Source organism: Cupriavidus sp. UME77 (assembly GCF_014170355.1).
GTDB classification, from domain to species: domain Bacteria; phylum Pseudomonadota; class Gammaproteobacteria; order Burkholderiales; family Burkholderiaceae; genus Cupriavidus; species Cupriavidus basilensis.
This window is the reverse complement of sequence record NZ_LZZU01000043.1, coordinates 332,648-357,765: the sequence shown is the minus strand read 5'-3', so window position 1 is coordinate 357,765 and position 25,118 is coordinate 332,648. Positions and strand designations below refer to the sequence as shown.

General features: G+C 65.4%; 19 protein-coding genes. 11 read left to right on the top strand and 8 right to left on the bottom strand.

Annotation, left to right across the window (positions count from 1 at the left end; translation table 11 throughout):
• Positions 1 to 786 precede the first annotated feature (786 nt).
• Positions 787 to 2,592 (top strand): methyl-accepting chemotaxis protein, encoded by a 1,806-nt coding sequence (locus A9975_RS16770; protein ID WP_183033817.1) that lies wholly within the window; start codon positions 787 to 789, stop codon positions 2,590 to 2,592.
• A gap of 9 nt (positions 2,593 to 2,601) precedes the next feature.
• Here A9975_RS16770 and A9975_RS16765 read toward each other — a convergent pair whose 3' ends face one another.
• A complete protein-coding gene (locus A9975_RS16765; protein ID WP_255503267.1) occupies positions 2,602 to 3,942 on the bottom strand; it encodes an FAD-binding oxidoreductase in 1,341 nt (446 codons plus the stop codon).
• A 178-nt stretch (positions 3,943 to 4,120) separates the two neighbouring features.
• On the opposite strand from A9975_RS16765, the gene A9975_RS16760 reads away from it, so the two are divergent.
• Complete coding sequence (locus A9975_RS16760) at positions 4,121 to 5,029, top strand: LysR substrate-binding domain-containing protein (RefSeq protein WP_183033815.1); 909 nt, start codon at positions 4,121 to 4,123, stop codon at positions 5,027 to 5,029.
• A gap of 57 nt (positions 5,030 to 5,086) precedes the next feature.
• Here A9975_RS16760 and A9975_RS16755 read toward each other — a convergent pair whose 3' ends face one another.
• Complete coding sequence (locus A9975_RS16755) at positions 5,087 to 5,290, bottom strand: hypothetical protein (protein WP_183033814.1); 204 nt, start codon at positions 5,288 to 5,290, stop codon at positions 5,087 to 5,089.
• A 377-nt stretch (positions 5,291 to 5,667) separates the two neighbouring features.
• Between A9975_RS16755 and hpnI the strand changes: the two genes are divergently transcribed.
• From hpnI to A9975_RS16735, 4 genes are read left to right on the top strand one after another with little or no spacing between them, the layout of a single operon-like run.
• Positions 5,668 to 6,945 carry a bacteriohopanetetrol glucosamine biosynthesis glycosyltransferase HpnI gene (gene hpnI, locus A9975_RS16750; protein WP_183033813.1) on the top strand — a complete coding sequence of 426 codons (1,278 nt, stop codon included), beginning with the start codon at positions 5,668 to 5,670 and terminating at the stop codon, positions 6,943 to 6,945.
• Positions 6,942 to 8,363, top strand: a complete 1,422-nt coding sequence (hpnJ, locus tag A9975_RS16745; RefSeq protein WP_183033812.1) for a hopanoid biosynthesis associated radical SAM protein HpnJ — start codon at positions 6,942 to 6,944, stop codon at positions 8,361 to 8,363. The genes hpnI and hpnJ overlap by 4 nt, the downstream gene beginning before the upstream one ends.
• A 17-nt stretch (positions 8,364 to 8,380) precedes the next feature.
• Positions 8,381 to 9,232, top strand: coding sequence for a hopanoid biosynthesis-associated protein HpnK (gene hpnK / locus A9975_RS16740; RefSeq protein WP_183033811.1), 852 nt, complete (start codon positions 8,381 to 8,383; stop codon positions 9,230 to 9,232).
• Positions 9,229 to 10,275, top strand: a complete 1,047-nt coding sequence (locus A9975_RS16735; RefSeq protein ID WP_183033810.1) for a lysylphosphatidylglycerol synthase domain-containing protein — start codon at positions 9,229 to 9,231, stop codon at positions 10,273 to 10,275. The genes hpnK and A9975_RS16735 overlap by 4 nt, the downstream gene beginning before the upstream one ends.
• Here A9975_RS16735 and A9975_RS16730 read toward each other — a convergent pair.
• The 6 genes from A9975_RS16730 to A9975_RS16705 all read right to left on the bottom strand — a co-directional run bounded on the left by A9975_RS16730 (position 10,259) and on the right by A9975_RS16705 (position 18,414).
• A complete protein-coding gene (locus A9975_RS16730) occupies positions 10,259 to 12,340 on the bottom strand; it encodes a 3-hydroxyacyl-CoA dehydrogenase NAD-binding domain-containing protein (RefSeq protein ID WP_183033809.1) in 2,082 nt (693 codons plus the stop codon). The genes A9975_RS16735 and A9975_RS16730 overlap by 17 nt on opposite strands.
• Positions 12,341 to 12,429: 89 nt before the next feature.
• Positions 12,430 to 13,632, bottom strand: a complete 1,203-nt coding sequence (locus A9975_RS16725; protein WP_183033808.1) for an acetyl-CoA C-acyltransferase — start codon at positions 13,630 to 13,632, stop codon at positions 12,430 to 12,432.
• A gap of 32 nt (positions 13,633 to 13,664) precedes the next feature.
• Positions 13,665 to 15,422 (bottom strand): long-chain-fatty-acid--CoA ligase, encoded by a 1,758-nt coding sequence (locus A9975_RS16720; protein ID WP_183033807.1) that lies wholly within the window; start codon positions 15,420 to 15,422, stop codon positions 13,665 to 13,667.
• Between the two features lie 54 nt (positions 15,423 to 15,476).
• Positions 15,477 to 16,811, bottom strand: a complete 1,335-nt coding sequence (locus tag A9975_RS16715) for an MFS transporter (RefSeq protein ID WP_183033806.1) — start codon at positions 16,809 to 16,811, stop codon at positions 15,477 to 15,479.
• Entirely contained in the window at positions 16,808 to 17,482 is a 675-nt protein-coding gene (locus tag A9975_RS16710; RefSeq protein WP_183033805.1) for an alpha/beta fold hydrolase, read from the bottom strand. Before A9975_RS16710 ends, A9975_RS16715 begins: the two co-directional genes overlap by 4 nt.
• Entirely contained in the window at positions 17,479 to 18,414 is a 936-nt protein-coding gene (locus tag A9975_RS16705) for an alpha/beta fold hydrolase (RefSeq protein WP_183033804.1), read from the bottom strand. The genes A9975_RS16710 and A9975_RS16705 overlap by 4 nt, the downstream gene beginning before the upstream one ends.
• 240 nt (positions 18,415 to 18,654) lie before the next feature.
• Here A9975_RS16705 and A9975_RS16700 point away from each other — a divergent pair, with 240 nt between their 5' ends.
• The 5 genes from A9975_RS16700 to A9975_RS16680 all read left to right on the top strand — a co-directional run bounded on the left by A9975_RS16700 (position 18,655) and on the right by A9975_RS16680 (position 25,070).
• The gene (locus A9975_RS16700; RefSeq protein ID WP_183033803.1) at positions 18,655 to 19,833 is read left to right on the top strand and encodes an acyl-CoA dehydrogenase family protein; all 1,179 of its coding nucleotides are present in this window, start codon (positions 18,655 to 18,657) and stop codon (positions 19,831 to 19,833) included.
• A gap of 49 nt (positions 19,834 to 19,882) precedes the next feature.
• Positions 19,883 to 21,022, top strand: coding sequence for an acyl-CoA dehydrogenase family protein (locus tag A9975_RS16695; RefSeq protein ID WP_183033802.1), 1,140 nt, complete (start codon positions 19,883 to 19,885; stop codon positions 21,020 to 21,022).
• Positions 21,023 to 21,455: 433 nt separating this feature from the next.
• Positions 21,456 to 22,412 (top strand): ABC transporter permease, encoded by a 957-nt coding sequence (locus A9975_RS16690; protein ID WP_183033801.1) that lies wholly within the window; start codon positions 21,456 to 21,458, stop codon positions 22,410 to 22,412.
• Positions 22,412 to 23,347, top strand: a complete 936-nt coding sequence (locus A9975_RS16685) for an ABC transporter permease (RefSeq protein ID WP_183033800.1) — start codon at positions 22,412 to 22,414, stop codon at positions 23,345 to 23,347. The genes A9975_RS16690 and A9975_RS16685 overlap by 1 nt, the downstream gene beginning before the upstream one ends.
• Positions 23,348 to 23,360: 13 nt before the next feature.
• Positions 23,361 to 25,070: an ABC transporter substrate-binding protein gene (locus A9975_RS16680; protein ID WP_370564792.1), complete on the top strand. Its 1,710-nt coding sequence runs from the start codon at positions 23,361 to 23,363 to the stop codon at positions 25,068 to 25,070.
• Positions 25,071 to 25,118: the final 48 nt, after the last annotated feature.

Below are 25,118 nucleotides of genomic sequence, written 5' to 3'. Positions count from 1 at the left end.
ATCAGGCCGAGGTGGTTTCCTTTTTCGATGCGAGGGGGACGCGGGTCCTTGCCCTTGCCGCTAAGCGACGGGGTTACGATGGACTCGCTAAGACGGGCGCATCGCGAAATCTTCCAGACTTTGTTCCCGTTCTGCGCTCAGCGCCAGTTTGCGTGAACTTTTCGACAATGCGGCAGTTGACCGCCTTGTCGACTGGTCGTTCCAATCTTCCCGAAACCCTTTCCTGGCAAGGATTTCAGGAATCTCGAAGGACTGAACGAACGCCATTTTCCAAACTTTGTTCCCGTCTGACAAAAGATAGCTCGCTTGTCCCGAGAGAGCGGATATAGGTCATCTTGTGTGAGTTGCACGCTATAGGCCCTGCCAGATTATCCGGCAGGGCGCTGGTGTCCCAGAGTCGCCCCGACCTCCCTGTCTGTGAAGCGCTGGAAATTGCTGACAGGGCCACCCATTTGAGCCACGCGATAGGCGTCCCGAAACGCGGCTGGCAACAGGCCAACCGGGGATGTGGAATTCCCCTGTGAGACTGACGAAGAAACGGTAGTTCCCCCCCAATCCATACCGCCGCCTACATAGATCGCTCTACCCGAGCGAGGAACAGGTTCCACGCCACCCTCGGGCTCAGCGCAGGGCACCTGCGCCGGTTCTTGCCGCCGGCCTAAAGTTACCCACTCGGTTGCCGTAGTTAGCTCTGTGGCGCCTAAGACCGGCCGATGCCGTGGTCTCAGGCACCGTAATAATGCCGCACTCAGACCGACCCACCCAGGTAACATCACTCTCTTCGGTATGTCCGCATCCTCGCTCCGCACCCGCATCGCTCTGATCATGTCCGCCACGGTTGTCGGCGCTCTCGCACTCTCCGGTGCCGCCACCTATGGCATCGTCCGTGCAAGTATGACGGCAACAATGGAGAGCGACCTTAGCGCCATCGCCAGTGGCAACACGCTGGCGATCGAACAATGGGCCGCCGCCAAGGCTTTGGCCGTCAAGACTGCAGCGGAGGTCGTGGAGAAAGGCGACCCCGCTGGCTTGGTCAAGTTCATGGGTGGTGCCAACGGCTTTCCCGTGACCACCATCGGGTGGAGCGACAAGTCATACTACTCGAGCAGCAGCACGACGCCGAAGGACTACGATCCCACCGCGCGCCCTTGGTACAAAGCGGCGCTGGCCGCGGGCAAGCCGACTGTGACCAAGCCGTATGGAGATGTCTCGACTCGAGTGCCGTACGTTTCCTTTGCGGCGCCACTCATCCGTGACGGCGCGGCAATCGGCGCCGTCAGCGGCGCGGTGCCACTGGAAGGCGTGCGAGAAGTCGTGAAGGCGATACATCCAACGCCTTCGAGCTTGGCCTTTGTCGTAGCCAGGGATGGCCAGGTAATCGCCCACGCCGATGCGAATCAGATGCTAAAGCCGGTCAGCGAAGTGACAGCCGCACTGACGCCGGCCACGCTCGAGAACCTGGTTCGGGCTAGTGCGCCGCTAGAAGTGGAAATCCAGGGCGTGCCGAAGCTGCTAAAGGCCCAGCCTGTCGCCGGCACCGATTGGTATCTGGTGATCGCGCTCGATAAGGCTGAAGCCACCGTAGGCCTGCGCCACGTCGTAAGCGCCATGGGCATAGCCTTGGTCCTGCTTACCTTGGCTGCGCTCGGCATTGCCACCTTCTTTACCGCAAAAGCGCTCCGCAGGCTCTCCAGCGTACGTGACGCGATGGATACCATCGGGACTGGCGGGGGCGACTTGACCCGCCGGCTGGATGTCGTGGGCAATGATGAGGTGGCACAGATATCCGCGTCGTTCAACGCCTTCGTAGAGAAGATCGGCGCCGTGTTGGTCGACGTGCGTGCCAGTGTGCAGGGTATGACCTCGGCAACTGGCGAGATCGAGGCAGGTAATCGCGACCTATCCCATCGCACGGAAGCCTCGGCCAGCAATCTGCAGCAGACCTCGGCAGCCTTGACCCAACTGGCATCGAGTGTAAAGCAGACTGCGGAAGCGGCCGAGCAGGCAACGCAGTTGGCGACGGATGCCAGCGCCACCGCGGCGCGCGGCGGCGAAGTTGTCTCTGGCGCTGTGCGCATCATGGACGAGATCGCTAAATCGTCGGGACGGATCACGGAAATAATAGGCGTGATCGACAGCATCGCCTTCCAGACCAATATCCTAGCGCTTAACGCGGCAGTCGAGGCGGCGCGTGCCGGGGAACAGGGCCGCGGCTTTGCCGTGGTGGCTGGCGAGGTGCGGACGCTGGCTCAGCGCAGTGCCACAGCCGCCCAGGAGATCAAGGGGCTCATCGAAAGCTCCGTAGCCAGCGTAAGCAGCGGCACCGAGCGGGTCCAGGCAGCGGGCTCGACCATGACCGATATTGTCAAGGACATCGAGCACGTTCGACGCATCATTACTGAGATACACGGTGCGGTGAGCGAGCAGAACACAGGTATCGGACAGCTCGACCAGAGCGTGTCAGAAATGGATCAAGCCACGCAACAGAACGCTGCGCTGGTGGAGGAGTCTGCGGCAGCATCATCGATGCTTAATGATCGGGCACGGGAGCTCGCGCGAACAGTGGCACGGTTTCAATTGCGCGAGGCATAACACGGTTCTCTAGGCCGAGGGCCTGATGTTTTGGTTCAGGCGAAAGAAGTTGGCCGGATCGTATATGGCTTTGAGCGCGGCGAGACGCGCATGGTTTTCACCATAGGCGGCGCGCACGCGGTCCTCGCCCTCGTCGCCGAGGTTGTTCGCATAGACGCCTCCAGTCGAGAAGGGCTTGACGGCGCTCCACACGTCGCGCGCCCAGCGGATGGCCGCATCCTCCTCGTGCGGAGCATCCCAGATCGAGATAGGGAAGCAGTCGTAGCGCGCGTCACGATTCGCATAGGGCGTTGCCGACGCAGGAACGCGGGCAATGGCGCCGCCGACGTGCTGGAACACCAGTAGTGAGGAAACCGAGGGCGCACGCGCGTAGGTCTCGAGAACGGTGTCGATGGCGGCGTCGGTGAGCGTGCGCAGATACTGCGCCTTCCAGTAGTAGCGGCGTCCGCGCGGAAAGAGGCTGTCGCCGCCGGACTGGATTTGAAGGTAGGGTACCGGGGCCAGCTTGCTCTCGACCGGGGCGCCTTGCTCCAGAAGTGGACGGATGATGCGCTCGCCGAGCTCGTTCGCGCCGCAGTAGCAGGCCGATATGTTGAAGAAGCGCTCGCCCGACGGGGCCGTCACGAGAGCAGCGTCCACGCTGAGTTCGTCCGGGGCCTGGGCGCAGAAATCATCGTAGAACCGCATCGCATCTCGCGCGCGGTCGTAGGGGTGGAGTACCGAGCCGACCAGCAGTACCGGCCCGACCGGGTGGAGCTGGTATTCGAAGGCGGTAACAATGCCGAAGTTGCCGCCGCCTCCGCGTAATCCCCAGAACAGCTCCGCGTTCTCGACGGCGCTGGCTTTCACAAGCCTGCCATCGGCCAACACGACATCGGCGGCCAGAAGGTTGTCACAGGCCAGGCCGTATTTGCGCCCGAGCTTGCCAAAGCCGCCGCCCAAGGTCAGTCCGGCAATGCCCGTGTCGCTATTGATGCCCATCGTGGTGGCCAGTCCATGGGCCTGTGTGGCGGTGTCGAACTCGCCCAGGCTCAGGCCGGCTTCGGCACGGGCCACACGCCGCGCCGGGTCGACGGCAATGTGCTTCATGCGAGACAGATCGATCACGATCCCATTGTCACAGACCGACAAGCCCGCCACATTATGTCCGCCGCTGCGGACCGCCACGAGGTGGTTGCCCGATCGGGCGAACATCACCGCTTCGATGACATCGCGCGTGCTGGCGCAGTACACGACCATGGCCGGCCGCTTGTTCACGGCGCCGTTCCAGACCTTGCGCGCTTCCTCATAGCCGGGATCGTCCGGGAGGACCACATTTCCGTCCAGTTTGCGCCGCAAGGTGTCGATCATTGATGCCGGCCGATCGGTCCCGAGGTGGTTGACCCGTTGTCCAGTGTCCATACTTACCCCCCATTCTCTCGGTGTCATCGGGGCCAGTCCCAGCCGACTGGGAGCATACTGTCACGCGCTCTTTCGCATGGCAAAATCAAAGAACTCAGCTCCGGGTGAGGAAAATTCATCTACGTCCATGAGAAAGCTGCCCCCTCTGCGATCGCTGCAGGCCTTTGAGGCTGCCGCCAGGCTTGGCAGTTTCAAGGCCGCGGCGGCTGAACTCCATGTGACGCCTACTGCCATCAGCCATCAGATCCGGCTGCTGGAAGAGACGTGTGGGCACCGCCTGTTCCAGCGGCACCCGCGGCCTCCGGTGCTCACGGGCGCGGGTGCGAGGCTGTATCCGGCGTTGCGTGATGGGTTCGATGCCCTCGTGGGCGCGGTGGCCGGGATGGCCGAGTCCGGTGCGCCGATTCCGCTACGCGTCACGAGCCCCAATGCGTTCGCGAGCCGATGGCTGGTCCCGCGTCTGCCGCAGTGGCGGGAGCGATACCCCGACATCGCGCTTGAGATCATCGGAACGGACGCGATCCTGGACCTTCGAGCGGGTGAGGCCGATGTGGCGATCCGCTATGCCCGGACCATGCCAACAGGATTCGTCGTGCGGGAGATCTGTCGGGACACGTTTTTCCCGATCTGCAGCCCGGCGCTGCTGGCTAAGGATGGACACACCATCGAGCGCGCCTCGGATCTGCTGCGTTTCCCCCTAATCCACTTCGACTGGATGACGCGGGATCCGCAAGCCCCCACATGGCGGCAATGGCTGGCAACCGCGGGCCTGATCGATCCGAGCCTGAAGGCGGCCGATAAAACGTGGGCGCTGAGTTTCCGAGAGGAAATGCACGCGATCGACGCCGTGGTTGCGGGGCAGGGGGTCGCGATCTGCAGCGACGTGGTGGTGAGCCATGAGCTGAGATCCGGGACACTGGTCAAGGCGCATCCCCTGTCGCTGCCAGGCTATGGCTTTTACCTGGTCGCCATGGCCCGGAACGTGCAGCAAGCGGACGTTGAGGCTTTTGCAACTTGGATTGGGGCAATGGACTGAGCGGAGCCTGCAATCCGCCTGCCATTTCCGCCGAGCGTCGATGCGACGCTCGATCGCTCACCGCTCAACCGCAAGATCATGCGGGCCACGCGAGAAGTCGCACACAAGCCGGCTGACCTCGGCAATGACATCCAGCGCCGCACTGAAGACATCCTCCCGGTACACGGCGGAATAAACCAGCGGCGGTGGCATGGGGGCGCTCTTCACCACGCGCAAGAGCCCTTGCTCGATATCCGTGGCGAAGTAGTCCAGGGCAGGCATGGGCGAGGGGCAGGATGGACTAAAGGGGCATCGACATGGACATCGACATGGACATCGAGAGCAACCAGCCGGATATGGTCCGGGACTTCGCGCGTGTTCGCCCTGACCTGATCGAGCAGGCGTCCCGGTTCGCAGCGTAGCGGGTGCTCGGGGCCTGTCTGCGGCTTTGGCCCTTCCGATATAAATAAAATTAACAAGAATTGTTATCAATATCTTTCTTGTCTGATTTACGTACCCCACGTTGTCCCCACGCCATCGGCGATCTTTCTAGTGGACGAAATAACTTCTGTACGTCATATTCCCCCTTAATACTTCCTTAAGTATTTGCGCTATACCGTACGACTTTAGTCAAAACCTTAATTTGAGGGCTGGCCGAAATGACGTTGGGGGGGCTCGCTGGTCCGGCAGTGGCATGGCTCGCGGCTGGATATGCCGTGGCGGCGGCGTGGGTCAGCCGACGCTCCTCGCCCGGCCCGGCGCCCGCCTGCGTAGCCCCGGATAGCACGAGCGTTCACCCGGTGAGCGTGCTCAAGCCACTCTGTGGCGCCGAGCCGCGGCTCTACGAAAACCTGGCCACCTTGTGCCGGCAACAGCACCCAGCCTACCAGATCGTGTTTGGCGTGCGTGCTGCCGACGATCCCGCCATAGGCGTCGTGGAGCGCTTGCGCGCCGATTTCCCCGCCTGCGAGATCGACCTGGTCATCGATCCCCGGGTGCATGGCAGCAATCTCAAGGCCAGCAACCTGATCAACCTCTGCGCCAGTGCGCGCCACGCATGGCTGGTGGTCGCCGATAGCGACATTGCCGTGGCGCCGGATTATCTGGAACGGGTTACCGCCCCCCTGGCCGAAGCCCCGGTCGGTGTGGTGACCTGCCTGTATCGCGGCCATCCGGTCGGCGGCTTCTGGTCGCGCCTGGGGGCGGGATTTATCGACCACTGGTTCGCGCCTTCGGTGCGGATCGCCCACGCGGGCGGCTCCCGCAGTTTTTCCTTCGGCGCCACCATCGCCCTGCGGCGTGACGCGCTGGCCGCAATTGGCGGGTTCGAAGCGCTCTCCAACCGCCTTGCCGACGATTTCTGGCTGGGCGAGCTGGTTCGGCGCCAGGGGCTGGAGACGGTGCTGTCGGATGAGATGGTCACCACCGATGTGACTGAAAGAACTTTTTTTGATCTCTGGGCGCATGAATTGCGGTGGATGCGCACCATCCGCTCGCTCAATCCGACTGGCTTCGCCTTCACCTTCATCACGTTCACCTGGCCAATGCTGGCGCTGGCCGCCTGGCTTTCGCCGCAGCCGCTGGTGCTGGCCGCGGTGGTGCTGGGCGGGCTGGCACGCAGTTTCCTGGCTGGCGGCGTCGGCGCCGCGCTGATGGCGCCACTGCGTGATACCTTGCTGCTCTTGGAGTGGGCGGTTGCCCTGGCCGGATCGCAGGTGCGTTGGCGCGATCGGATATTGCCGGTGCGAGACCCTCCCACAGCCGAGGCGCCGCTGCAGCCGCGCGCGCCGGCGGCGCGTACGGGCATGGAACCTTACCAGGGTGCTGGCGTAACGCTTCGCCCCCTTCCCTTGATGACCGAGGGGACGGACAATGGCGTGCCGGAACGCCAGTCGTCCCTCTCGACAAACGGCTTGAATCCCCCGAGGCTGCTATGAAAACCCTCTTCCTCCAGGTGCCTTCCTTCGATGGCTTTGACGGCGGCGCCGGCTCGCGCTATCAAGCCAAGCGCGAGATCAAATCGTTCTGGTACCCGACATGGCTGGCGCAGCCCGCCGCCCTGGTGCCGGATAGCCGCGTGCTCGATGCGCCCGCCGACGGCCTGGGTGTGCAGGAAACGCTGGATATCGCCGCCGGCTATGAACTGGTCATCATCCACACCAGCACGCCGTCCTTTCCCACCGACGCCAAGTTCGCGGAAGAGCTCAAGGCACGCCACCCAGGGGTGATGATCGGCATGGTAGGCGCCAAGCCCGCCGTCGACCCCGGTGGCACGCTCGGCGCCAGCCCCGCCATCGATTTCGTGTGCCGCGAGGAATTCGACTACACCTGCCAGGAAGTGGCCGCCGGCAAGCCGCTCAAGGACGTGCTCGGCCTGAGCTACAAACTGCCGGATGGCTCCCAGGAGCACAACGGCCCGCGCCCGATGATCGAGAACATGGATGAGCTGCCCTTCGTGGCACCCATCTACCGGCGCGACCTGAAGATCGACAACTACTTCATCGGCTACCTGAAGCACCCCTACGTCTCGATCTATACCGGGCGCGGTTGCCGCTCCAAGTGCACCTTCTGCCTGTGGCCGCAGACCGTGGGCGGGCACCGCTATCGCACGCGCTCCCCGGAGAACGTGATCGCCGAGGTCAAATGGATCAAGGAGAACATGCCCGAGGTCAAGGAGATCATGTTCGACGACGACACCTTCACCGATTTCAAGCCGCGCGTGGAGGAGATCGCGCGCGGGCTGGGCAAGCTGGGCGTGACGTGGTCCTGCAATGCCAAGGCCAACGTGCCCTACAGCACGCTCAAGATCATGAAGGAGAACGGCCTGCGCCTGCTGCTGGTGGGCTACGAGTCCGGCGACGACCAGATCCTGCTCAATATCAAGAAGGGCCTGCGCACTGATATCGCGCGGCGCTTCACCGAGGACTGCCGCAAGCTCGGCATCATCATCCACGGCACCTTCATCCTCGGCTTGCCCGGCGAGACGCGCGAGACGATCGAGAAGACCATCGCCTACGCCAAGGACATTAACCCGCACACGATCCAGGTTTCGCTGGCAGCGCCCTATCCGGGCACCACGCTATACCGGCAGGCGGTGGAAAACGGCTGGCTGGAAGACAACAAGGTCATCAACCTGGTCAACGACAAGGGCGTGCAGCTGGCCGCGATCAGCTATCCGCACCTGAGCAAGGAAGAGATCTACCATGGCGTGGAAACGTTCTATAAGCGCTTCTACTTCCGCCCGAGCAAGATCTGGGAGATCGTGCGCGAGATGCTGGGCAGCTGGGAAATGATGAAGCGTCGCCTGCGCGAAGGGGTGGAGTTCTTCCGCTTCCTGCGCTCGCACGAGGCCTGACCCTGGCTAGCGATCCTGTGGCGTCTGATCCCGCGCGGCGTGCCCTGATCATCACCGCCGACGATTTCGGCCTGCACGGCGGTGTCAATGAAGCGGTGGAGCTGGCGCACCGCGATGGCGTGCTGAACGCCGCCAGCCTGATGGTGGGCGCGAGTGCGGCCGCCGACGCGGTGGCGCGCGCCAGGCGCCTGCCGCGCTTGCGCGTGGGCCTGCATGTGGTGCTGGCCGACGGCCCGGCAGTGCTGGCCCCGGCCGCCATTCCGGCGCTGGTGGATGCGCATGGCCGTTTCGGCTCGGCCATGGCGCGCGACGGCTTCCGCTTTTTCTTCCTGCCGCATGTGCGGCGCCAGCTGGCCGCGGAGATCCGCGCCCAGTTCGAGGCGTTCGCCGCCACCGGGCTGACGCTGGACCACGTGAACACCCACAAGCATTTCCACTTGCATCCCACCGTGTTGTCCCTGATCCTGCAGATCGGCCGCGAGTTCGGCCTGCGCGCCATGCGCCTGCCCAGCGAGCCCGCGGCGCCGCCGCTGCTGCGGCCCTGGCTGGCTTTGTTGCGCAGGCGGCTGGACCTGGCTGGCATTGCCCACAACGACTACGTGCTTGGCATTGCCAATAGCGGCCGCATGGACGAAGCCGCCTTGCTGGCCGCGCTGGCGGAGCTGCCGGCGGGCGTGGGCGAGATCTACCTGCATCCCGGCGTGGTCTCCGGTGCCGAGGTCGCGCCCAGCATGCGTGGCTATCGCCATGCCGACGAGCTGGCCGCGCTGCTGTCGCCCCGCGTGCGCGAGGCGCTGGAGCGCGCGGGTGTGCTTCGCGGCGGGTTTGCCGACATCTTTGGCGCGCCCGGTGCCCTGGCCCCGGCATGAAGCGCCTGATCTACCTGACCGGGCTGTTGGGCTTGCTGGCCTTGACGGCACTGGTGCTGCACCACGGCGCGTCCGACATTGGCCACATCGTTGGCCAGGCTGGCTGGCCGCTGCTGCTGCTCGTGCCTTTCCACGCGCTGCCGCTGCTGCTGGACGCGCAAGGCTGGCGGGTGTTGCTGACTTCGGCCGATCCGGATGAGTCCGCCGGCCTGGCCTTCCTGTGGTGGGTGGCCACCGTGCGCGAGGCGGTCAACCGGCTGTTGCCTACCGTGGGTGTGGGTGGCGAGCTGGTTGGCATCCGGCTGACCCGCCTGCGCATCGCGGATACCACGGCGGTGACCGCCAGCATCGTGGTGGAAGTCATGGTGACGCTGTTCGCGCAGTACCTGTTCTCCGCGCTCGGCGTGGTGCTGCTGCTGCTGGCGCTCGGTGGCGGCGATGGCCATGCCTGGGTGATCCTGGCTGGCTTGCTGCTGTCCTTGCCGGTGCCAGTGTTGTTTGCGCTCTCGCTGCGCCATAGCGCGCTGTTCGAGCGGCTGGAGGGCGCCGCGCGGCGCTTGTTCGGCACGGACCACCGGGTGGTCGCGCTGATCGACGGCGCCCGGCTCGATGCGCAGATCCGCGCGCTGAATGCGCGCCGCCGCGAATTGCTGGCTGCGCTGTGCTGGCAGTTCGCCGGCCTTGCCTTGGGTGCGGTGGAGATCTGGTTCGCGCTGTGGCTGCTGGGCCATCCCGTCCCGCTCTGGCAGGCGCTGGCGATCGAGTCGCTGACGCAGGCCGTGCGCCATGTGGCCTTCTTCGTGCCGGCCGGCCTTGGCGTGCAGGAGGCGGTGATGATGCTGCTGGGACACCTGCTTGGCGTCGACCCGCAGGTGGCCTTGTCGCTGGCACTGGTCAAGCGCGCGCGCGAGGTGCTCTTTGGCATCCCGGCGCTGCTGTCGTGGCAGTGGGTGGAGCTGCGGCGCTACATGGCCCCCAAGGCCGGGCCGGCCAAGGAGGCGCATCAGCACGCTGCGCCGGAACTGCCTACTTCAGGTCGCTGAACTTCTTGCCCTGCGCAACCAGGTCCTCGAGCAGCTTGGCCGGCTTGAAGTCCGCGCCGAGCGTCGCCTCGAAGTTCTTCATGGTTGCCAGCACCTTGTCCAGCCCGATCGTGTCCGCATAGCACATCGGGCCGCCCCGATACACCGGCCAGCCGTAGCCGTTGACCCACACCACATCGATGTCGGAGGCGCGGATGGCCTTGCCTTCCTCCAGGATCTTCGCGCCCTCGTTGATCATCGGGTAGATGCAGCGCTCGAGGATCTCCTGCTCGGAGACCACGCGGCTGGTCTTGTCCTGCCTGGCGGCAAAGTCGCGGATGATCCCCTCGACCACGGGCGAGGGCATGGCATTGCGCTTCTCGTCGTAGTCGTAGTAGCCCGCGCCGGTTTTCTGGCCGCGGCGGTCCATCTCGCACAGGATCTCGCGCAGCGTGGAGCTGCTGGATTTCTCGCGGATCCAGCCCAGGTCCAGGCCGGCCAGGTCGCTCATGGCGAACGGGCCCATCGGGAAGCCGAAGTTGTACAGCACGCGGTCGATGTCCCACGGCAGCGCGCCTTCAAGCACGAGCTTCTGCGCTTCGCGCTGGCGCTGGGCGAGCATGCGGTTGCCGACAAAGCCCGGGCACACGCCCACCAGCGCGGCGATCTTGCCGATCTTGCGGGCCAGCTCCATCGACGTGCGGATGACGGGTTTGGAGGTCTTGTCGCCGCGTACCACTTCCAGCAGCTTCATGACGTTGGCCGGCGAGAAGAAGTGCAGGCCGATCACGGATTCCGGGCGTGACGTGGCGCGGGCGATCTCGTTGACGTCGAGCGCGGAAGTGTTGGTGGCCAGGATGGCACCCTGCTTCACGATCTTGTCGAGCTTGCCGAAGATGTCCTTCTTCACGTCCATGTTTTCATAGACGGCTTCGATGACCAGGTCGGCGTCGGCCAGCTGGCCGAGTTCCAGCGTCGGGGTCAGCAGCGCCATGCGCTTGTCGACATCGGCGGCGGTGATGCGGCCCTTCTTGGCGGTGTTGTCGTAGTTGGCGCGGATGGTGCGCACGCCGCGGTCCAGCGCTTCCTGCGCGGTTTCCACGATCACGACGGGAATGCCGGCGTTGAGCATGTTCATGGCGATGCCGCCGCCCATGGTGCCTGCGCCGATGATGCCTACCTTCTTCACGTCGATGACCGGTGTGTCGGCTGGCACGTCGGGCAGGTTCCAGACCTGGCGCGAGGCGAAGAAGTAGTAGCGCTGCGCGGCGGATTGCGTGCCGTTCATCAGTTCCAGGAAGAGCTTGCGCTCCACCTTCATGCCTTCGTCAAACGGCAGGTTGACCGCGGCCTCGATGCAGCGGATGTTGTACTCGGGCGCGTCGAAGCCACGGAACTTGCGGGCGTTGGCACGGCGGAAGTCGGCGAACAGCTCCGGCTTGCCGCGCGCGGCTTCCACTTTTTCGTTGAGGTCGCGCACCTTGCGCAGCGGGCGCTGCTCGGCGTTGACCTGCCTGGCGAAGGCAATGGCGCCGGCGCGCAGCGCAGCGTCTTCGGTCACCAGGTCGAACAGGCCCATTTCCGCGGCGGCGGCCGCGCCGATGTGGGCGCCCGAAGTCACCATGTCGAGCGCCTTGGCGGGGCCGACGATGCGGGGCAGGCGTTGCGTGCCGCCAGCGCCGGGCAGCAGGCCGAGGTTGACTTCCGGCAGGCCGCATTTGGCGGACCTGGCTGCCACGCGGTAGTGGCAGACCAGCGCGACTTCCAGCCCGCCGCCCAGCGCGGTGCCGTGGATGGCGGCGACCACCGGCTTGGGTGAGCCCTCGATTGCGGCTTGCACGTCGGCCAGCGACGGGCCTACCGGCGGCTTGCCGAATTCGGTGATGTCGGCGCCGGCGATAAAGGTCTTGCCCGCGCAGGTCAGGACGATGCCCTTGACGTTGCTGTCGGCGATGGCGCGCTCGACGCCAGCGAGGATGCCGGCACGGACTGCGGCGGACAGTGCGTTGACCGGCGGCGAGTTGAGCGTAAGGATGGCGATATCGCCTTCCACGGCGAGATCGGCGACTGCGTTGATCGTGGTCATGCGTGTGGACTCCAGTGTGTCGGTGTATCGGTGTATCGGTGTGTCGGTGTGTCAGTTAAGGCGGCTTGATGCGAGGGCTGGCAAGCGGCTCAGAAAATCTCGAACAGCCCGGCGGCGCCCATGCCGCCGCCGATGCACATCGTCACCACGCCAAACCTGGCGCCGCGGCGCTTGCCTTCCAGCAGCAGGTGGCCGCTCATGCGCGCACCGGACATGCCGTACGGATGGCCAATGGAGATCGCCCCACCGGAGACGTTCAGGCGCTCGTCTGGAATGCCGAGCGTATCGCGGATATGCAGGACCTGGCTGGCGAACGCCTCGTTCAGTTCCCAGATGCCGATGTCGCTCATCGACAAGCCATGCTGCTTGAGCAGCTTGGGAATGGCGAACACCGGGCCAATGCCCATCTCGTCCGGATCGCAGCCGGCAACGGCCATGCCGCGGTACGCGCCCAGCGGCTGCAGGCCGCGGCGTTCGGCTTCCCTGGCTTCCATCAGCACCATGGCGGACGCGCCATCGGACAGTTGCGAGGCGTTGCCGGCGGTGATGAAGCGGCCCTCGGCCACGCGTTGCCCGTTCTTGAAGACCGGCTTGAGGGCCTGCAGGTCGGCCAGCGTGGTGCCGGGGCGGTTGCCTTCGTCCTTTTCCAGCGTAACCTGCTTTTCGCTCACGGCGCCGCTGGCCTTGTCGGTGACCAGCATGGTGGTGGTGATTGGCACGATTTCCGCGTCGAAGCGTCCGGCTTGCTGCGCGGCGGCCGTGCGCTGCTGCGATTGCAGCGAGTACGCGTCCTGGGCTTCGCGGCTCACGCCATAGCGCTGCGCCACGATCTCGGCGGTCTCCAGCATCGTCATGTAGATCTGCGGCAGTGTCTGCGCCAGTTGCGGGTCCTGCGCGCGATAGCGGTTGATCTTGTCGTTCTGGACCAGCGAGATCGACTCCAGCCCGCCGCCCACGGCAACCTGCATGCCGTCGACGATGATCTGCTTGGCGGCCGTGGCGATCGCCATCAGGCCGGAGGCGCACTGGCGGTCCATCGACATGCCCGACACCGTGACGGGCAGCCCGGCGCGCAGCAGCGCCTGGCGCGCGACGTTGCCACCCGTGGAGCCTTGCTGCACCGCGCAGCCCAGGATCACGTCGGCGATTTCCGCCGGGTCGATGCCCGCGCGCTGCACGGCGTGCGAGATGGCGTGGGCGCCGAGCTCCTGCGCCTGCGTGTTGTTGAAGGCGCCGCGATGGGCCTTGCCGATCGGCGTACGTGCGGTGGATACGATGACTGCTTCACGCATGGGAAGTCTCCTGCTGTGTTTTGAGTGAATGCCTAACCGTGGCGATGCGAAACATCCTTGGCGATGGCCAGGAATGTCTCCAGGTCATCGCGGATCTGCTTTTTGTTGTACTTGCCTACGCTGGTCTTGGGGATGTCCCGCGTGATGGCGACGAGCTTGGGCAGCATCCACCTGGTGATCTTGCCGGTCTCGACGCCGTGGACCTTCAGGAAATCGATGACGCTGTCCTCGTCGGCCTCAAAGCCGTTGCGCACGCTGACCAGCGCCAAGGGCTTCTCGCCCCAGACCGGATCCGGCACGCCGACCACTGTCGCCTCGTGCACGAAATCGGCCATCGCGATCAGGTTCTCCAGCAGTACCGTGGGCACCATTTCCGCGCCGCTGCGGATCACGTCCTTCATGCGGTCGGCGATGGTGATATAGCCCTCGGCATCCACCTTGGCGATGTCGCCGGTGTGCAGCCAGCCGTCCTGCCACAGCTCCGCGCTCTTCTCGGGGTTGCGGTAGTACTGCCCGGTTGCCCAGGGCGCGCGCACCACGATCTCGCCGACCGTGTGGTCGTCCTGAGGCACCGGCTTGCCTTTGTCGTCGATGACCTCCACCTCCACGCCAAGAATCGGCAGGCCGGATTTGACCAGCACCGCATCGGTCTCGTCCCGGTCCAGGTGGACCATGGTCTTCTTGATGAACGAGCCAACAATGGTGGGTGCGGTCTCGGTCATGCCGTAGCCCGAACTCATGCGGAAGGTGGGGATCAGGGCTTCCAGCTTGCGCTTGAGCCCGAGCGGCAGCGCGCCGCCGCCCACGCTGACGCGCACCAGGCTGCTGAGGTCGTACTTCTTCAGGTCCGGGTATTCGAGCAGCATGGCCGCGATGGTCGCCACGATGCCCACCGAAGTCACCTTCTCGCGCTCCACCAGCTCGCAGAAGCCCTGCACGGTAAAGGTCCCGTGCAGCACGATCTTTTGCGCGCTATAGACCGCGACGAAAGGCTGCCCCCAGCCGTGGATGTGGAACATCGGCGTATTCAGCAGCGGCACCGCGCCTTCGCCCAGCCGCGCGCCCAGGCCATCGGCAATATCGTGGTCCGGTGTGTTGCCGATGGCGAGCTGCGCCATCATGTGGATCGTCAGCAGGTAGAGCTGGCGATGCGTGAAGGTGGCGCCCTTCGGCTGGCCCGTGGTGCCGGTGGTGTAGCACAGCGTGGCGTTCACGTCCTCGTGCAGGGCGGGCCACTCGATGGTCTCGGCCTGGCGGGCGATCAGCGTTTCGTACTCGATGATGTTGGGGATGCGGGTTTGCGGCAGCCCCGGCTTGTCCGACATATAGACCACCAGCTCGACCACATCCTTGATCTGGTTGTAGATGCCTTCCAGCAAGGGCATCAGGGTGTCGTCGACAAACAGGATCTTGTCCTGCGCGTGCCGGATGGTGTAGACGATGTGCTGCGGGGACAGGCGGACATTGATAGGGTGCAAGGTGGCGCCAATGCCCGTCACGCCGTAGTACAGCTCCAGATGGCGGTGGGTGTTGAGCGCCATCGTGGCGATGCGCTCGCCAGGTTCGCCAGGCGTGCCGGCTTGCACCTTGAGCTCGCCGCGCAGGCCGTTGGCCAGCTGGGCCACGCGCCGGTACCACTGCATCCAGGTAAAGCGGAAATACTCGCCGGTGGCGGGGTTGCGGTAGACGACGCCGATCTCGTTGGGATACATCCGCACCGGGCGCTTCATGATCGTGGTGAGCACAAGCGGGTAGTGCGTGCTGAATTCTGGATAGGTCCTGAATGTCATCCTGTCTCCTGTTGATCCGTGATCCTGTTGATCCCGATGATCCCGATGCTGGCGCTACGCGCTGCCCTCGCGCTGCGGCCGCGGGCGGCGGCGCGGCTCCTCGACCCGCAGGGCGAGCACAAAGGCGATGCTCATGACCACCATGGCCGCGACGAACACCAGCGAGAAGCGCACCCCCTGCGCCAGCATGCCGCCGAGGATCGGCCCGCACGCCATCATCGTGTAGGTGGCGGTGTCGGACACCGCCAGCAGCATTGGGCGATCGCGCCGGTTGCCGAACTCCAGCGCAAAATTGTCCGCAGACAGGAAGTAGCCGCCAAAGCTGGCGCCCAGCCCGCAGAACACCAGCAGGAACGCGCCCAGGCCATCGCAGAGCAGCAGCGCGGCGGTGGACAGCACCCACAGCCCGATGCTGCACAGGAACACCAGCCGATAGCCGTGGCGGTCGGCCAGGCGGCCCCAGACCAGGTTGCTGGTGGTCTGCGCCAGCAGGTAGGCAATGCTCAGGTAGCCCAGCGTGGCGCCCGAGAGCGGCAGATGGCTGCCAACATAGATGGCATAGAACGGCACGGCCATCATGCTGAACGCCACCAGCGCGCGGGCCACGAAGAAGCGCACGTAGTGCTTGTCCGCGCGCAGCAGCGCCGGCACTTCGCGCAGGCGCTGGCGAAAGCCCGATTGCACGCGCACATCGTGCAGCACTGGCTCGCGCATGCGGGTCAGCGCGGAGATGCCCAGGCTGGTAAGGACGAAGGCGGCGAGGAAGGTGGTGGCGTAGCCATTGCCGAACACATTGCCGCCAACCAGGAAGCGGCCGCCCAGATAGGCCACCGCCGCCGCGATCAGCCCGCCGAGGAAATTGCGGAACGCACTCAACGCGCCCCGCCGCTCCAGCGGAATGATCTTGGACGTGAGGTAGTTGAAGGTGACGTTCTGCACGCCGTTGAACAGGCCGAACAGCAGCAGGAACCCGGCGGCGGCGGCCAGCGCGCCGTCGCCCGAGAGCAGGAAGGCGGACAAGCCCAGGCCGAGGATCTGCAGGCGTACCAGCCAGCCCACCAGGTAGATCAGCGGCATCACGCGCTGGCGATGTTCGATCTGCGTGGCGCCCCAGATCGAGGACAACGCCATGCCGGCGTACTGCGCGCCAAGCACGCACCCCACCACCAGCTTGGAGCCGGACAGCAGGTAGATATAGGCCGGCACGAAGGTGGGGGCGGTCACCAGCCGGAAGCCGGTCATGCCCAGCATGCCGTGGACCAGGTAGGCGCGCGCGTTGCGTGGCAGGTGCTGCTGTACGTGGGCGCGGAAGCTGTCCTCCGCCAGTGCGTGCGCATCGCCATGTCCGGCATTCTTGCCACGGGCGTGCGCGGCGAGTTCCGCTTTCATGCCTGAGTGCCTCCACGCATCGCCGCTTGCGCCGCGTAGTGTTGCAGCGCCTGCTCCAGTTCGACCTTCTCCAGCGAGAGCAGCTCCGTCACCGCCTTCAGCCAGTCTGGGCGCTCGCGCGTGCACACGGAGATCGGCCGCGGCGTGTCGGCGTGCTGCGCGGCCAGCATCGCGTAGTTGGCCGCGTAGCTCGGCGGGCGCACGTCGGTTGCCAGGTCGGCGATGGCGTACGGGTCGGGCGGGCCGGTGCGCGTGGTATCCACCACCGGGATATACGGATTGCGTGCGGCGGTGCCGCCACCGGCCAGGCCGGGGCCGTCGCGCAGGATGGCGCCGCGCACCTGCTGCGGGCGCGCGCCGGCCAGCAGCAAGGCGATATAGCCGCCCAGCCCGCGCCCCGCCACGGTTGACGGGCCCAGGTGCGCCAGTGCGATATCCGCGTCCGCCATCAGGAACTCGCAGCTGTAGCCACCGCCGCGTGGAATGTCCGAGAGCCCGTGCCCGGTGAAATCCAGCGCGTGCACCGTGCCGGGCCAGCCGGCGTACTCGGCCGGCAATGTGTCCGGCGAGCGCTCGCCCAGCCCGTGCAGCAACAGCAGCGCGGGCCCGCTGCCGGCCTTGAGCGGATGCAGGGCAAGGCGCAGGCGATTGTGGCGCAGGTAGAGGGTCATGAACGGAGGAAGGGCAGGATGCGTTCCGCGGTCTCTCGCGGTCGCTCGATATGGATGAAGTGCCCGGTGTCGGCCATCACCTGTACCTGGGTCGAGGGCGGGAAGTACGGCGCCAGGTCGGCCGCGGTGGCATCCCACCCCATCGGCTCGCGTTCCGTGCCGAAAATGGCCAGCATGGGAATGGGAAAGCCTGGCAGGCGGTCGGTCATCCAGCGTGCGCGCATGGGGCCAAAGCCGGAGGAACCGATCACCGGGTCAAGCTTCCAGCGCCAGCCGTCCGCATCCTGCCGCGCGCCGAGCGCTGCCAGGTAGCACAGCCACGCATGGGCCAGCCGCGGGTTCATCCGGGCGCGCCGCCGCGCGAGTTCTTCAAGGGTGCCGGGCTTGCGTGCGAGCCCCGGGCTTTGCCGGCGCGTATCGAGCCACTGCGTGATGATGGGCGCGGTCATCGACTTCTTGTCGCGCACGGCGCTGTCCGCGTGCGGATTGTGAAAGGGCAGGCCATCGATGGCGACAAAGCGGGTGAACCGGTGCGGCAGCGCCTGGATCGCATGCACCAGCAACGAGCCGCCCTTGCTATGGCCGATTGCGATCAGCGGCTCGCGCGTGACCGAGTCGGCCACCGCCAGCAGGTCCCGCTCGTCCGCGACCCAGCTGTACAGGTCGGCATGCTCGGAGTCGCCGTGGCCACGCTGGTCGTAAGACACCACGCGGTAGCCGGCATCGGCCAGCAGCGGCGCGAAGACATCGAAGGTCCGCGCGAAATCCATGGCGCCATGCACCAACAGGACCGGCGTGGCGTCGATCGGGCCCCACTCATGGACGGCGATGCGGATGCCGTCGGCGCTGACGGCGCGCGAGCGATCCGGCGCCCGGGCACCCGGAAAGGCAGGGATGGCACAGCGCGGCGCGCTGCTGGCTTTGGCCTCCACATTGTCTCCTGGTTGCGCCACACGGGCGCAGACCGGCTTGGTGTTCTTGCCGGTTTAGTGGTTACGGTATGTTCCCTGGAATGCTATCACATCGGCGGATAATGCATGATTGTGAGCAATGGAGAGGTTCATGGCAAAGCCATGTCTCCATTTTAGGAAATGGAGTATTGACGTTGCGGGATCGGGCTTATATAACGAATCCAAATCAAAACAAGACAAGCCAAAAAACAGGAGACGAGCGTGGATGACCTGGAAACCTTCCGGCAGGAGGTACGTGCCTGGCTGCAAGCGCAATGCCCGCCCGAAATGCGGCAGCCCGTGCGCAACGAAGACGACATCTGCTGGGGCGGGCGCAAGTTCCGCTTCCAGTCCGAGGCGCAGCGCCTCTGGCTCGCGCGCATGGGGGACAAGGGCTGGACGGTGCCGGAGTGGCCGCGCGAGTATGGCGGCGGCGGCCTCTCCCGCGAGCAGGCCAAGGTGCTGCGCCAGGAAATGCAAGCGCTTGGCTGCCGCGTGCCGTTGCAAAGCTTCGGCATTTGGATGCTTGGCCCGGCCTTGCTCCGGTTTGGCTCGGAGGCGCAGAAGCGCGAGCATCTGCCGAGGATCGCCCGCGGCGAGATCCGCTGGTGCCAGGGGTATTCGGAGCCCAATGCCGGGTCGGACCTGGCCTCGCTGCAAACGCGCGCGGACGAGCGCGGCGATCACTTTGTCGTCAACGGCCAGAAGGTATGGACTTCCTACGCCGACAAGGCGGACTGGATCTTCTGCCTGGTGCGTACCGACTTTTCGGCACAGAAGCACACTGGCATCAGCTTCTTGCTGTTCGACATGGAAACGCCAGGCGTGACGGCCCGGCCCATCGTGCTGATCTCCGGCAAGTCGCCGTTTTGCGAAACCTTCTTTGACGATGTGGTGGTGCCGCGCGCCAACCTGGTGGGCGAGAAAAACGGCGGCTGGGCCATCGCCAAGTACTTGCTGACCCATGAGCGCGAGATGATCAGCGGCATTGGCGGGCGCGGCCAGCGCCCGCCAATGGGCAAGCTGGCGCGCGACACGCTCGGCCAGAACGAGCGCGGTGAAGTCGACGCGCCCATGCTGCGCGCGCAGATCGCCACCTTCGAGATCGATGAGGCGGCATTCGCCCTGGCGGGGGAGCGCGCACTGGACCTGGCCCGGCAGGGCGAGGGCATCGCCGCGTTCTCGTCGGTGCTGAAGTACTACGGGTCGGAGCTGAACAAGCGGCGCTATGAGCTGCTGATGTCGATCGGAGGCAGCGAGGCCCTGGAGTGGGAGAGCGAGCGCAGCAACGACGGCGCCACCGCGCGCGGCTGGCTGCGCAGCAAGGCCAACTCGATCGAGGGCGGCACGAGCGAAGTGCAGCTCAACATTGTTGCCAAGCGCTTGCTCGGCCTGCCCTGACTCCACGCCAGAACGCTTCGAGACCGACAGAGACCGACAGAGACCAACTATGGCCATCGTATTGAATCAGACCCAGGAGATGCTGCGGGACAGCGCCCTGGCATTCCTGCGCGAAAGCGCTCCCATCCCGATGCTGCGCAAGCTGCGCGACACGCGGGACGACACCGGCTTCTCGCCCGCCCTCTGGCGGGAGTTTGCCGAGCTGGGCTTTGCCGGCGTGCTGATCCCCGAACAGTATGGCGGCAGCGAGCTCGGCGTGGTGGAGGCGGGCGTCCTGATGGAGGCGCTTGGCCGCACGCTGGCCCCTACGCCGTTTTTCTCCACCGCCTTGCTGGGCGCTTCGTTGATTTCCCGCGGCGGCAGCGCAGCGCAGAAGGCGCATTTCCTGCCCGCCATCGCGGCTGGCAGGCACCTGACCGCGCTGGCGATCGACGAGGGCGCGGCGCACCGCCCGGAGCGCCAGGCGCTCGCCGCCGTGCAGCAGGACGGCGGGTTCGTGCTCAATGGCGCCAAGGTCTTCGTCATCGACGGACATATCGCCGATACGCTGATCGTGGTGGGCCGCACCAGCGGCAACGCCGACGACCGTGATGGCGTCACGCTCTTCCTGGTGCCACGCGGCGCCGATGGCATTACCGTGGAGCGCACCGTGATGGCGGATGCCCGCAATGCCGCGCGCGTGCAGTTCCGGGATGTGCGCGTGGCGGCGGACGCGGTGCTGGGCGACGCCGGTCGCGGCGCGGCCATGCTTGAGCACGCGCTCGATATCGCCCGCGTGGCGCTGGCGTCCGAGCTGGTCGGCATTGCCGACGAAGCCTTCGAGCGTACGCTGCAATACCTGAAAGAGCGCAAGCAGTTCGGCAAGATCATCGGCGAGTTCCAGGCGCTGCAGCATCGCGCTGCCCATCTGTTCAGCGAGATCGAGATCACGCGCGCAGCGGTGCTGCGCAGCCAGCAACTGCTCGACGACGGCCCGGCGCAGCCAGTCGCGCTGGTATCCGCGGCCAAAGCCCGCGCCGGGTCCACGGCGATGCTCGCGGTGCAGGAGGCCGTGCAGATGCACGGCGGCATTGGCATGACAGACGAGTTCGAGATCGGCTTCTACATGAAGCGTGCCTGCGCCGCGCAGATCCTGCTCGGCGACACCAACTTCCACGCCCAGCGCTGGGCGACCTTGCGCGGCTACTGAGCGCCGCAACGCACCATCCTCAATCGTGTTTGCAGGCCGTCCACGCGCAGGCGTGGCGCCTGCGCTCGCCCTCGCGTTGCCGGCCGTGCGTTTGCGCTGCACAAGCGGCCCGCCACTACGGCGCCGACCTAGGTAAATCCACTAGACATTCAAGGGCCAGTTCGGTTGTCATGAATTAGAACTCTGGGTATGCTGAATGGGCTATCTGCACAAACAGCAGCTCGGTGGAAGGCTCCCAGGGATGTACTCCTGGCTCGCACCAGATATCGCATGATTTACGTGTTAAGCGATGCTTGTCCGGTGTGTTTGGCGACCACGCGAAGCACCGAATAGGAGACGGCATGGTCGGGGCGGCACTCTTTATCGTATCTACGGTATCTTTTTTCAGGGCACGCGGCGTGGCCTGGGCTGGCGTCACGGAAGCGGGCGCGCCATGAGTGCCTACATCCTGCGCCGCCTGCTGGCGCTGCTGCCCACGCTGCTGTTCGCCAGCCTGATCGTCTTCGTGATCGTGCGCATGGTGCCGGGCGATGTGGTCGACCTGATGCTGAGCCAGAACGACATCAGCGCCGACACCAAGAGCCGCGAGGACCTGATCCGCACGCTGGGCCTGGACCAGCCGATGTGGTTCCAGTACGTCCACTGGATCGGCAACATCGTGTTGCACGGGGATCTCGGCCAGTCGCTGTGGCAGGGTGAGCCGGTGCTGAAGATGGTGCTGGCGCGCATGCCCGCCACCTTCTCGCTGGGCGCGCTTGCCCTGTTCGTGGCGCTGTCGGTTGCGTTGCCCGTGGGCGTGCTCTCGGCGATCCGGCAGGACACCGCGGCCGACTATGTGGCGCGCTCGTTCTCCATCCTGATGCTGGCGGTGCCCAGCTTCTGGATGGGCACGATGATCATGGTGTTTCCTTCCGTGTGGTGGGGCTGGTCGCCCGAGGTGCGCTACGTTCCCTTCCTGGAAGACCCGCTCCAGCACATCAGCAACATGCTGGTGCCCGCCATCATCCTTGGCATGGCGCTGTCGGCCATCACCATGCGCATGACGCGCACCATGATGCTGGAGGTGCTGCGCCAGGATTACATCCGCACGGCCTGGGCCAAGGGCTTGAACGAGCGCCTGGTGATCCTGCGCCATGCGCTGCGCAACGCGCTGATCCCGGTGGTGACGCTGATCGGCCTGCAGGCGCCGCTGCTGATCGGCGGGGCCGTGGTGATCGAGCAGATCTTCGCGCTGCCGGGCATGGGGCTGCTCCTGCTGGACGCCGTGAACCAGCGCGACTATCCCGTGATCACCGGCGTGTTTCTGGTGGTCGGGGTGGCCGTCATGCTCATCAACCTGCTCGTGGACCTGAGCTACGGGCTGTTTGACCCAAAAGTGAGGCATCGCTGATGGCACGTCCAATCGCAAACGCCCCGGCGCTCGAGACGGCGCAAGCCGCCCCAGCCGCGCCGCCCACTTCCGGCCCGGGCCGGCTAGGGTCGGCCTTCGCACTCGCGGGCCGCCTGTTCCGCGAGAAGCCGCTGGGCGCCGCCGGCGCGGTGATCTGCATGATCTTCCTGTTCTGCGGCGTCTTTGCCGACTGGCTGGCGCCTTATGGCGTCAACGAGATCAGCATGATGAAGCGGCTGCAGCCGCCGTCGTGGGCGCACCCCTTCGGCACCGACAACCTCGGGCGCGACATGCTCTCGCGCTGCCTGTACGGCGCGCAGCTCTCGGTCATCATCGGGCTGTCGGCCGCCACGCTGGCTACCGCCATCTCGGTGCTGATCGGCATCCTGACCGGCTACCTGGGCGGCAAGTTCGACCTGATCGTGCAGCGCATGGTGGATGCGTGGATGAGCTTTCCCGACCTGGTGATCCTGATCGTGGTGGTGTCCGTGCTCGGCCCGGGCAGCTGGCAGATCATCGGCACGCTAGGCCTGCTGCTGGGCGTGGGCGGCTCGCGCATCATCCGCAGCGCGGTGGTCTCGGTACGCGAGAACATGTATGTGCACGCCGCGCAGTCCATGGGCGCATCCACCGGCCGCATCCTTTGGCGCCATATCCTGCCCAATGTGCTGCCGCCCATCATCGTGCTGTTCACCACGCGCGTGGGCACCGCGATCCTGGCCGAATCCGGCCTGTCTTTCCTCGGGCTGGGCGTGCCGCCGCCCGCGCCGACCTGGGGCGGCATGCTCTCGGGCAACGGCCGCACCTTCATGTTCCAGGGGCCCTGGCTGGCACTGGCCCCCGGCATCTGCCTCACCGTTGTCGTCTATGCCATCAACGTCTACGGCGACGCGCTACGTGACCTGCTTGACCCGCGCATGCGCGGATCGCGATAACCAACAACGGAGGATGACGATGGAGGGACGCGGCTTGAACCGGACAATATCTTCAGTGGTGGCGGGCGTGGCGCTGGCGCTCGCCGCCGGCGCCGCCTGCGCGCAGGCCGAAGCGCCGAAGTACGGCGGCAATCTCGAGATCGGCTCCATGTATCCCACCATCTCCGCCCTGTCGTGGGACCTGGCGGACTGGAACTGGAAGCAGAACTACGACACCGGCCAGGTCTACGAACAGCTCTTCGCCGCCGACCTTTCCAAGGCCAGGCGCAATGGCGGCAAGTATCCGTTCCAGGCCGATGCGTGGCTGCCGGAGGATGCGATTCGTGGCGAGCTGGCCGAGAGCTGGAAGTGGGTCGACCCGCTGACGCTCGAAGTCAAGCTGCGCAAGGGCGTGAAATTCCCCGCCAAGGCGGGCGTCATGGAAGAGCGCGAACTGGTGGCCGACGACGTGGTCTTCAGCTACAACCGCCAGAACACCAGCGCCAAGAAAATCCCCACGTATTACGACCACCTCAACAAGGTGGAGGCAACGGACAAGTACACCGTGGTCTTCCGCTTCAAGGAGTTCAATGCCGAATGGGATTACCGTTTCGGCTGGGGCTACTACTCCGGCATCATGCCCAAGGAGGTAGCGGCCGCCGGGGCCGGCAACTGGAAGAATGTGAACGGCAGCGGGCCGTTCCTGCTGAGCAACTTTGTCCAGGGCACCGCCAGCACTTACACGAAGAACGAGCAATACTGGGATAGCGACAAGATTGCCGGCAAGGACTACAAGCTGCCCTTCGTCGACAAGGTCGTGCTGCGCACGGTCAAGGACGAGTCCACCCGCAACACCATGCTGCGCACCGGCAAGCTGGATGTGCTCGAGTCTGTCCGCTGGACCGCGGTCGATGAGCTCAAGAAGAACGCGCCGGCGCTCAAGTGGTCGCGCTGGCTGTCGACCAATGGCCAGTACGTGGCGCTGCGCGTCGATACCAAGCCGTTCAACGACCTGCGCGTGCGGCGCGCGCTGAACATGGCGGTCAACAAGCAGGAGATCGTCAAGCAGTTCTATGGCGGCAATGCCGAACTGTTCGCCTACCCGCAGCATCCGGATTACACCGGCTACTTCGAGCCGCTAAGCGCCATGCCGGATTCGGTGAAGGAGCTGTTCGCCTACAACCCGGACAAGGCGCGCAAGTTGCTGGCCGAGGCGGGCTACGCGAAGGGCTTCACCTTCAAGGTGCAGGTATGCGCCTGCCAGCCGGAGCACCTGGAGCTGCTGCCGCTGATCGGCGCCTACCTGGAGCAGGTTGGCGTGCGCATCGAGATCCAGCCGATGGAGTACGGCGCGTTCCTGTCGGCCATGACCACCAAGACCAATGCGCCCGGCTACCTGATGAGCAACGGCCATACCAACCCGACCACCACGATCCGCAAGAGCTTCGTGAAGGGCCAGGTCTGGAACGCCGCGCAGTGGGGCGACGCCAAGTACGAGCAGCGCGTGAACGAAGCCTTCCAGATGCGCGACCTAGGCCGCCGGCAAGAGGCCTTGCGCTCGCTGACGCGCGACGTGCTCGCGGATGCGCCGTATATCTGGTTGCCGACCCCTTACGTGTACACCGCATGGTGGCCCTGGGTGAAGAACTACAACGCCGAGCTGCGCGCGGGCGCGGTCCGTCCCGGCCCGATCTACGCGCGGATGTGGATCGACCAGGACATGAAGAAGAAGATGGGGTTCTGATTTCCTTGCCCCCACCTTGCTCCTCGCTTGTCCGCGCATGTCCACACC

Coding starts and splice junctions, on each gene's coding strand:
- A9975_RS16770 (WP_183033817.1), top strand. CDS start 787: ATGTCCGCATCCTCGCTCCGCACCCGCATCGCTCTGATCATGTCCGCC.
- A9975_RS16765 (WP_255503267.1), bottom strand. CDS start 3,942: ATGATCGACACCTTGCGGCGCAAACTGGACGGAAATGTGGTCCTCCCG.
- A9975_RS16760 (WP_183033815.1), top strand. CDS start 4,121: ATGAGAAAGCTGCCCCCTCTGCGATCGCTGCAGGCCTTTGAGGCTGCC.
- A9975_RS16755 (WP_183033814.1), bottom strand. CDS start 5,290: ATGCCTGCCCTGGACTACTTCGCCACGGATATCGAGCAAGGGCTCTTG.
- hpnI (WP_183033813.1), top strand. CDS start 5,668: ATGACGTTGGGGGGGCTCGCTGGTCCGGCAGTGGCATGGCTCGCGGCT.
- hpnJ (WP_183033812.1), top strand. CDS start 6,942: ATGAAAACCCTCTTCCTCCAGGTGCCTTCCTTCGATGGCTTTGACGGC.
- A9975_RS16735 (WP_183033810.1), top strand. CDS start 9,229: ATGAAGCGCCTGATCTACCTGACCGGGCTGTTGGGCTTGCTGGCCTTG.
- A9975_RS16730 (WP_183033809.1), bottom strand. CDS start 12,340: ATGACCACGATCAACGCAGTCGCCGATCTCGCCGTGGAAGGCGATATC.
- A9975_RS16725 (WP_183033808.1), bottom strand. CDS start 13,632: ATGCGTGAAGCAGTCATCGTATCCACCGCACGTACGCCGATCGGCAAG.
- A9975_RS16720 (WP_183033807.1), bottom strand. CDS start 15,422: ATGACATTCAGGACCTATCCAGAATTCAGCACGCACTACCCGCTTGTG.
- A9975_RS16715 (WP_183033806.1), bottom strand. CDS start 16,811: ATGAAAGCGGAACTCGCCGCGCACGCCCGTGGCAAGAATGCCGGACAT.
- A9975_RS16710 (WP_183033805.1), bottom strand. CDS start 17,482: ATGACCCTCTACCTGCGCCACAATCGCCTGCGCCTTGCCCTGCATCCG.
- A9975_RS16695 (WP_183033802.1), top strand. CDS start 19,883: ATGGCCATCGTATTGAATCAGACCCAGGAGATGCTGCGGGACAGCGCC.
- A9975_RS16690 (WP_183033801.1), top strand. CDS start 21,456: ATGAGTGCCTACATCCTGCGCCGCCTGCTGGCGCTGCTGCCCACGCTG.
- A9975_RS16685 (WP_183033800.1), top strand. CDS start 22,412: ATGGCACGTCCAATCGCAAACGCCCCGGCGCTCGAGACGGCGCAAGCC.
- A9975_RS16680 (WP_370564792.1), top strand. CDS start 23,361: ATGACGATGGAGGGACGCGGCTTGAACCGGACAATATCTTCAGTGGTG.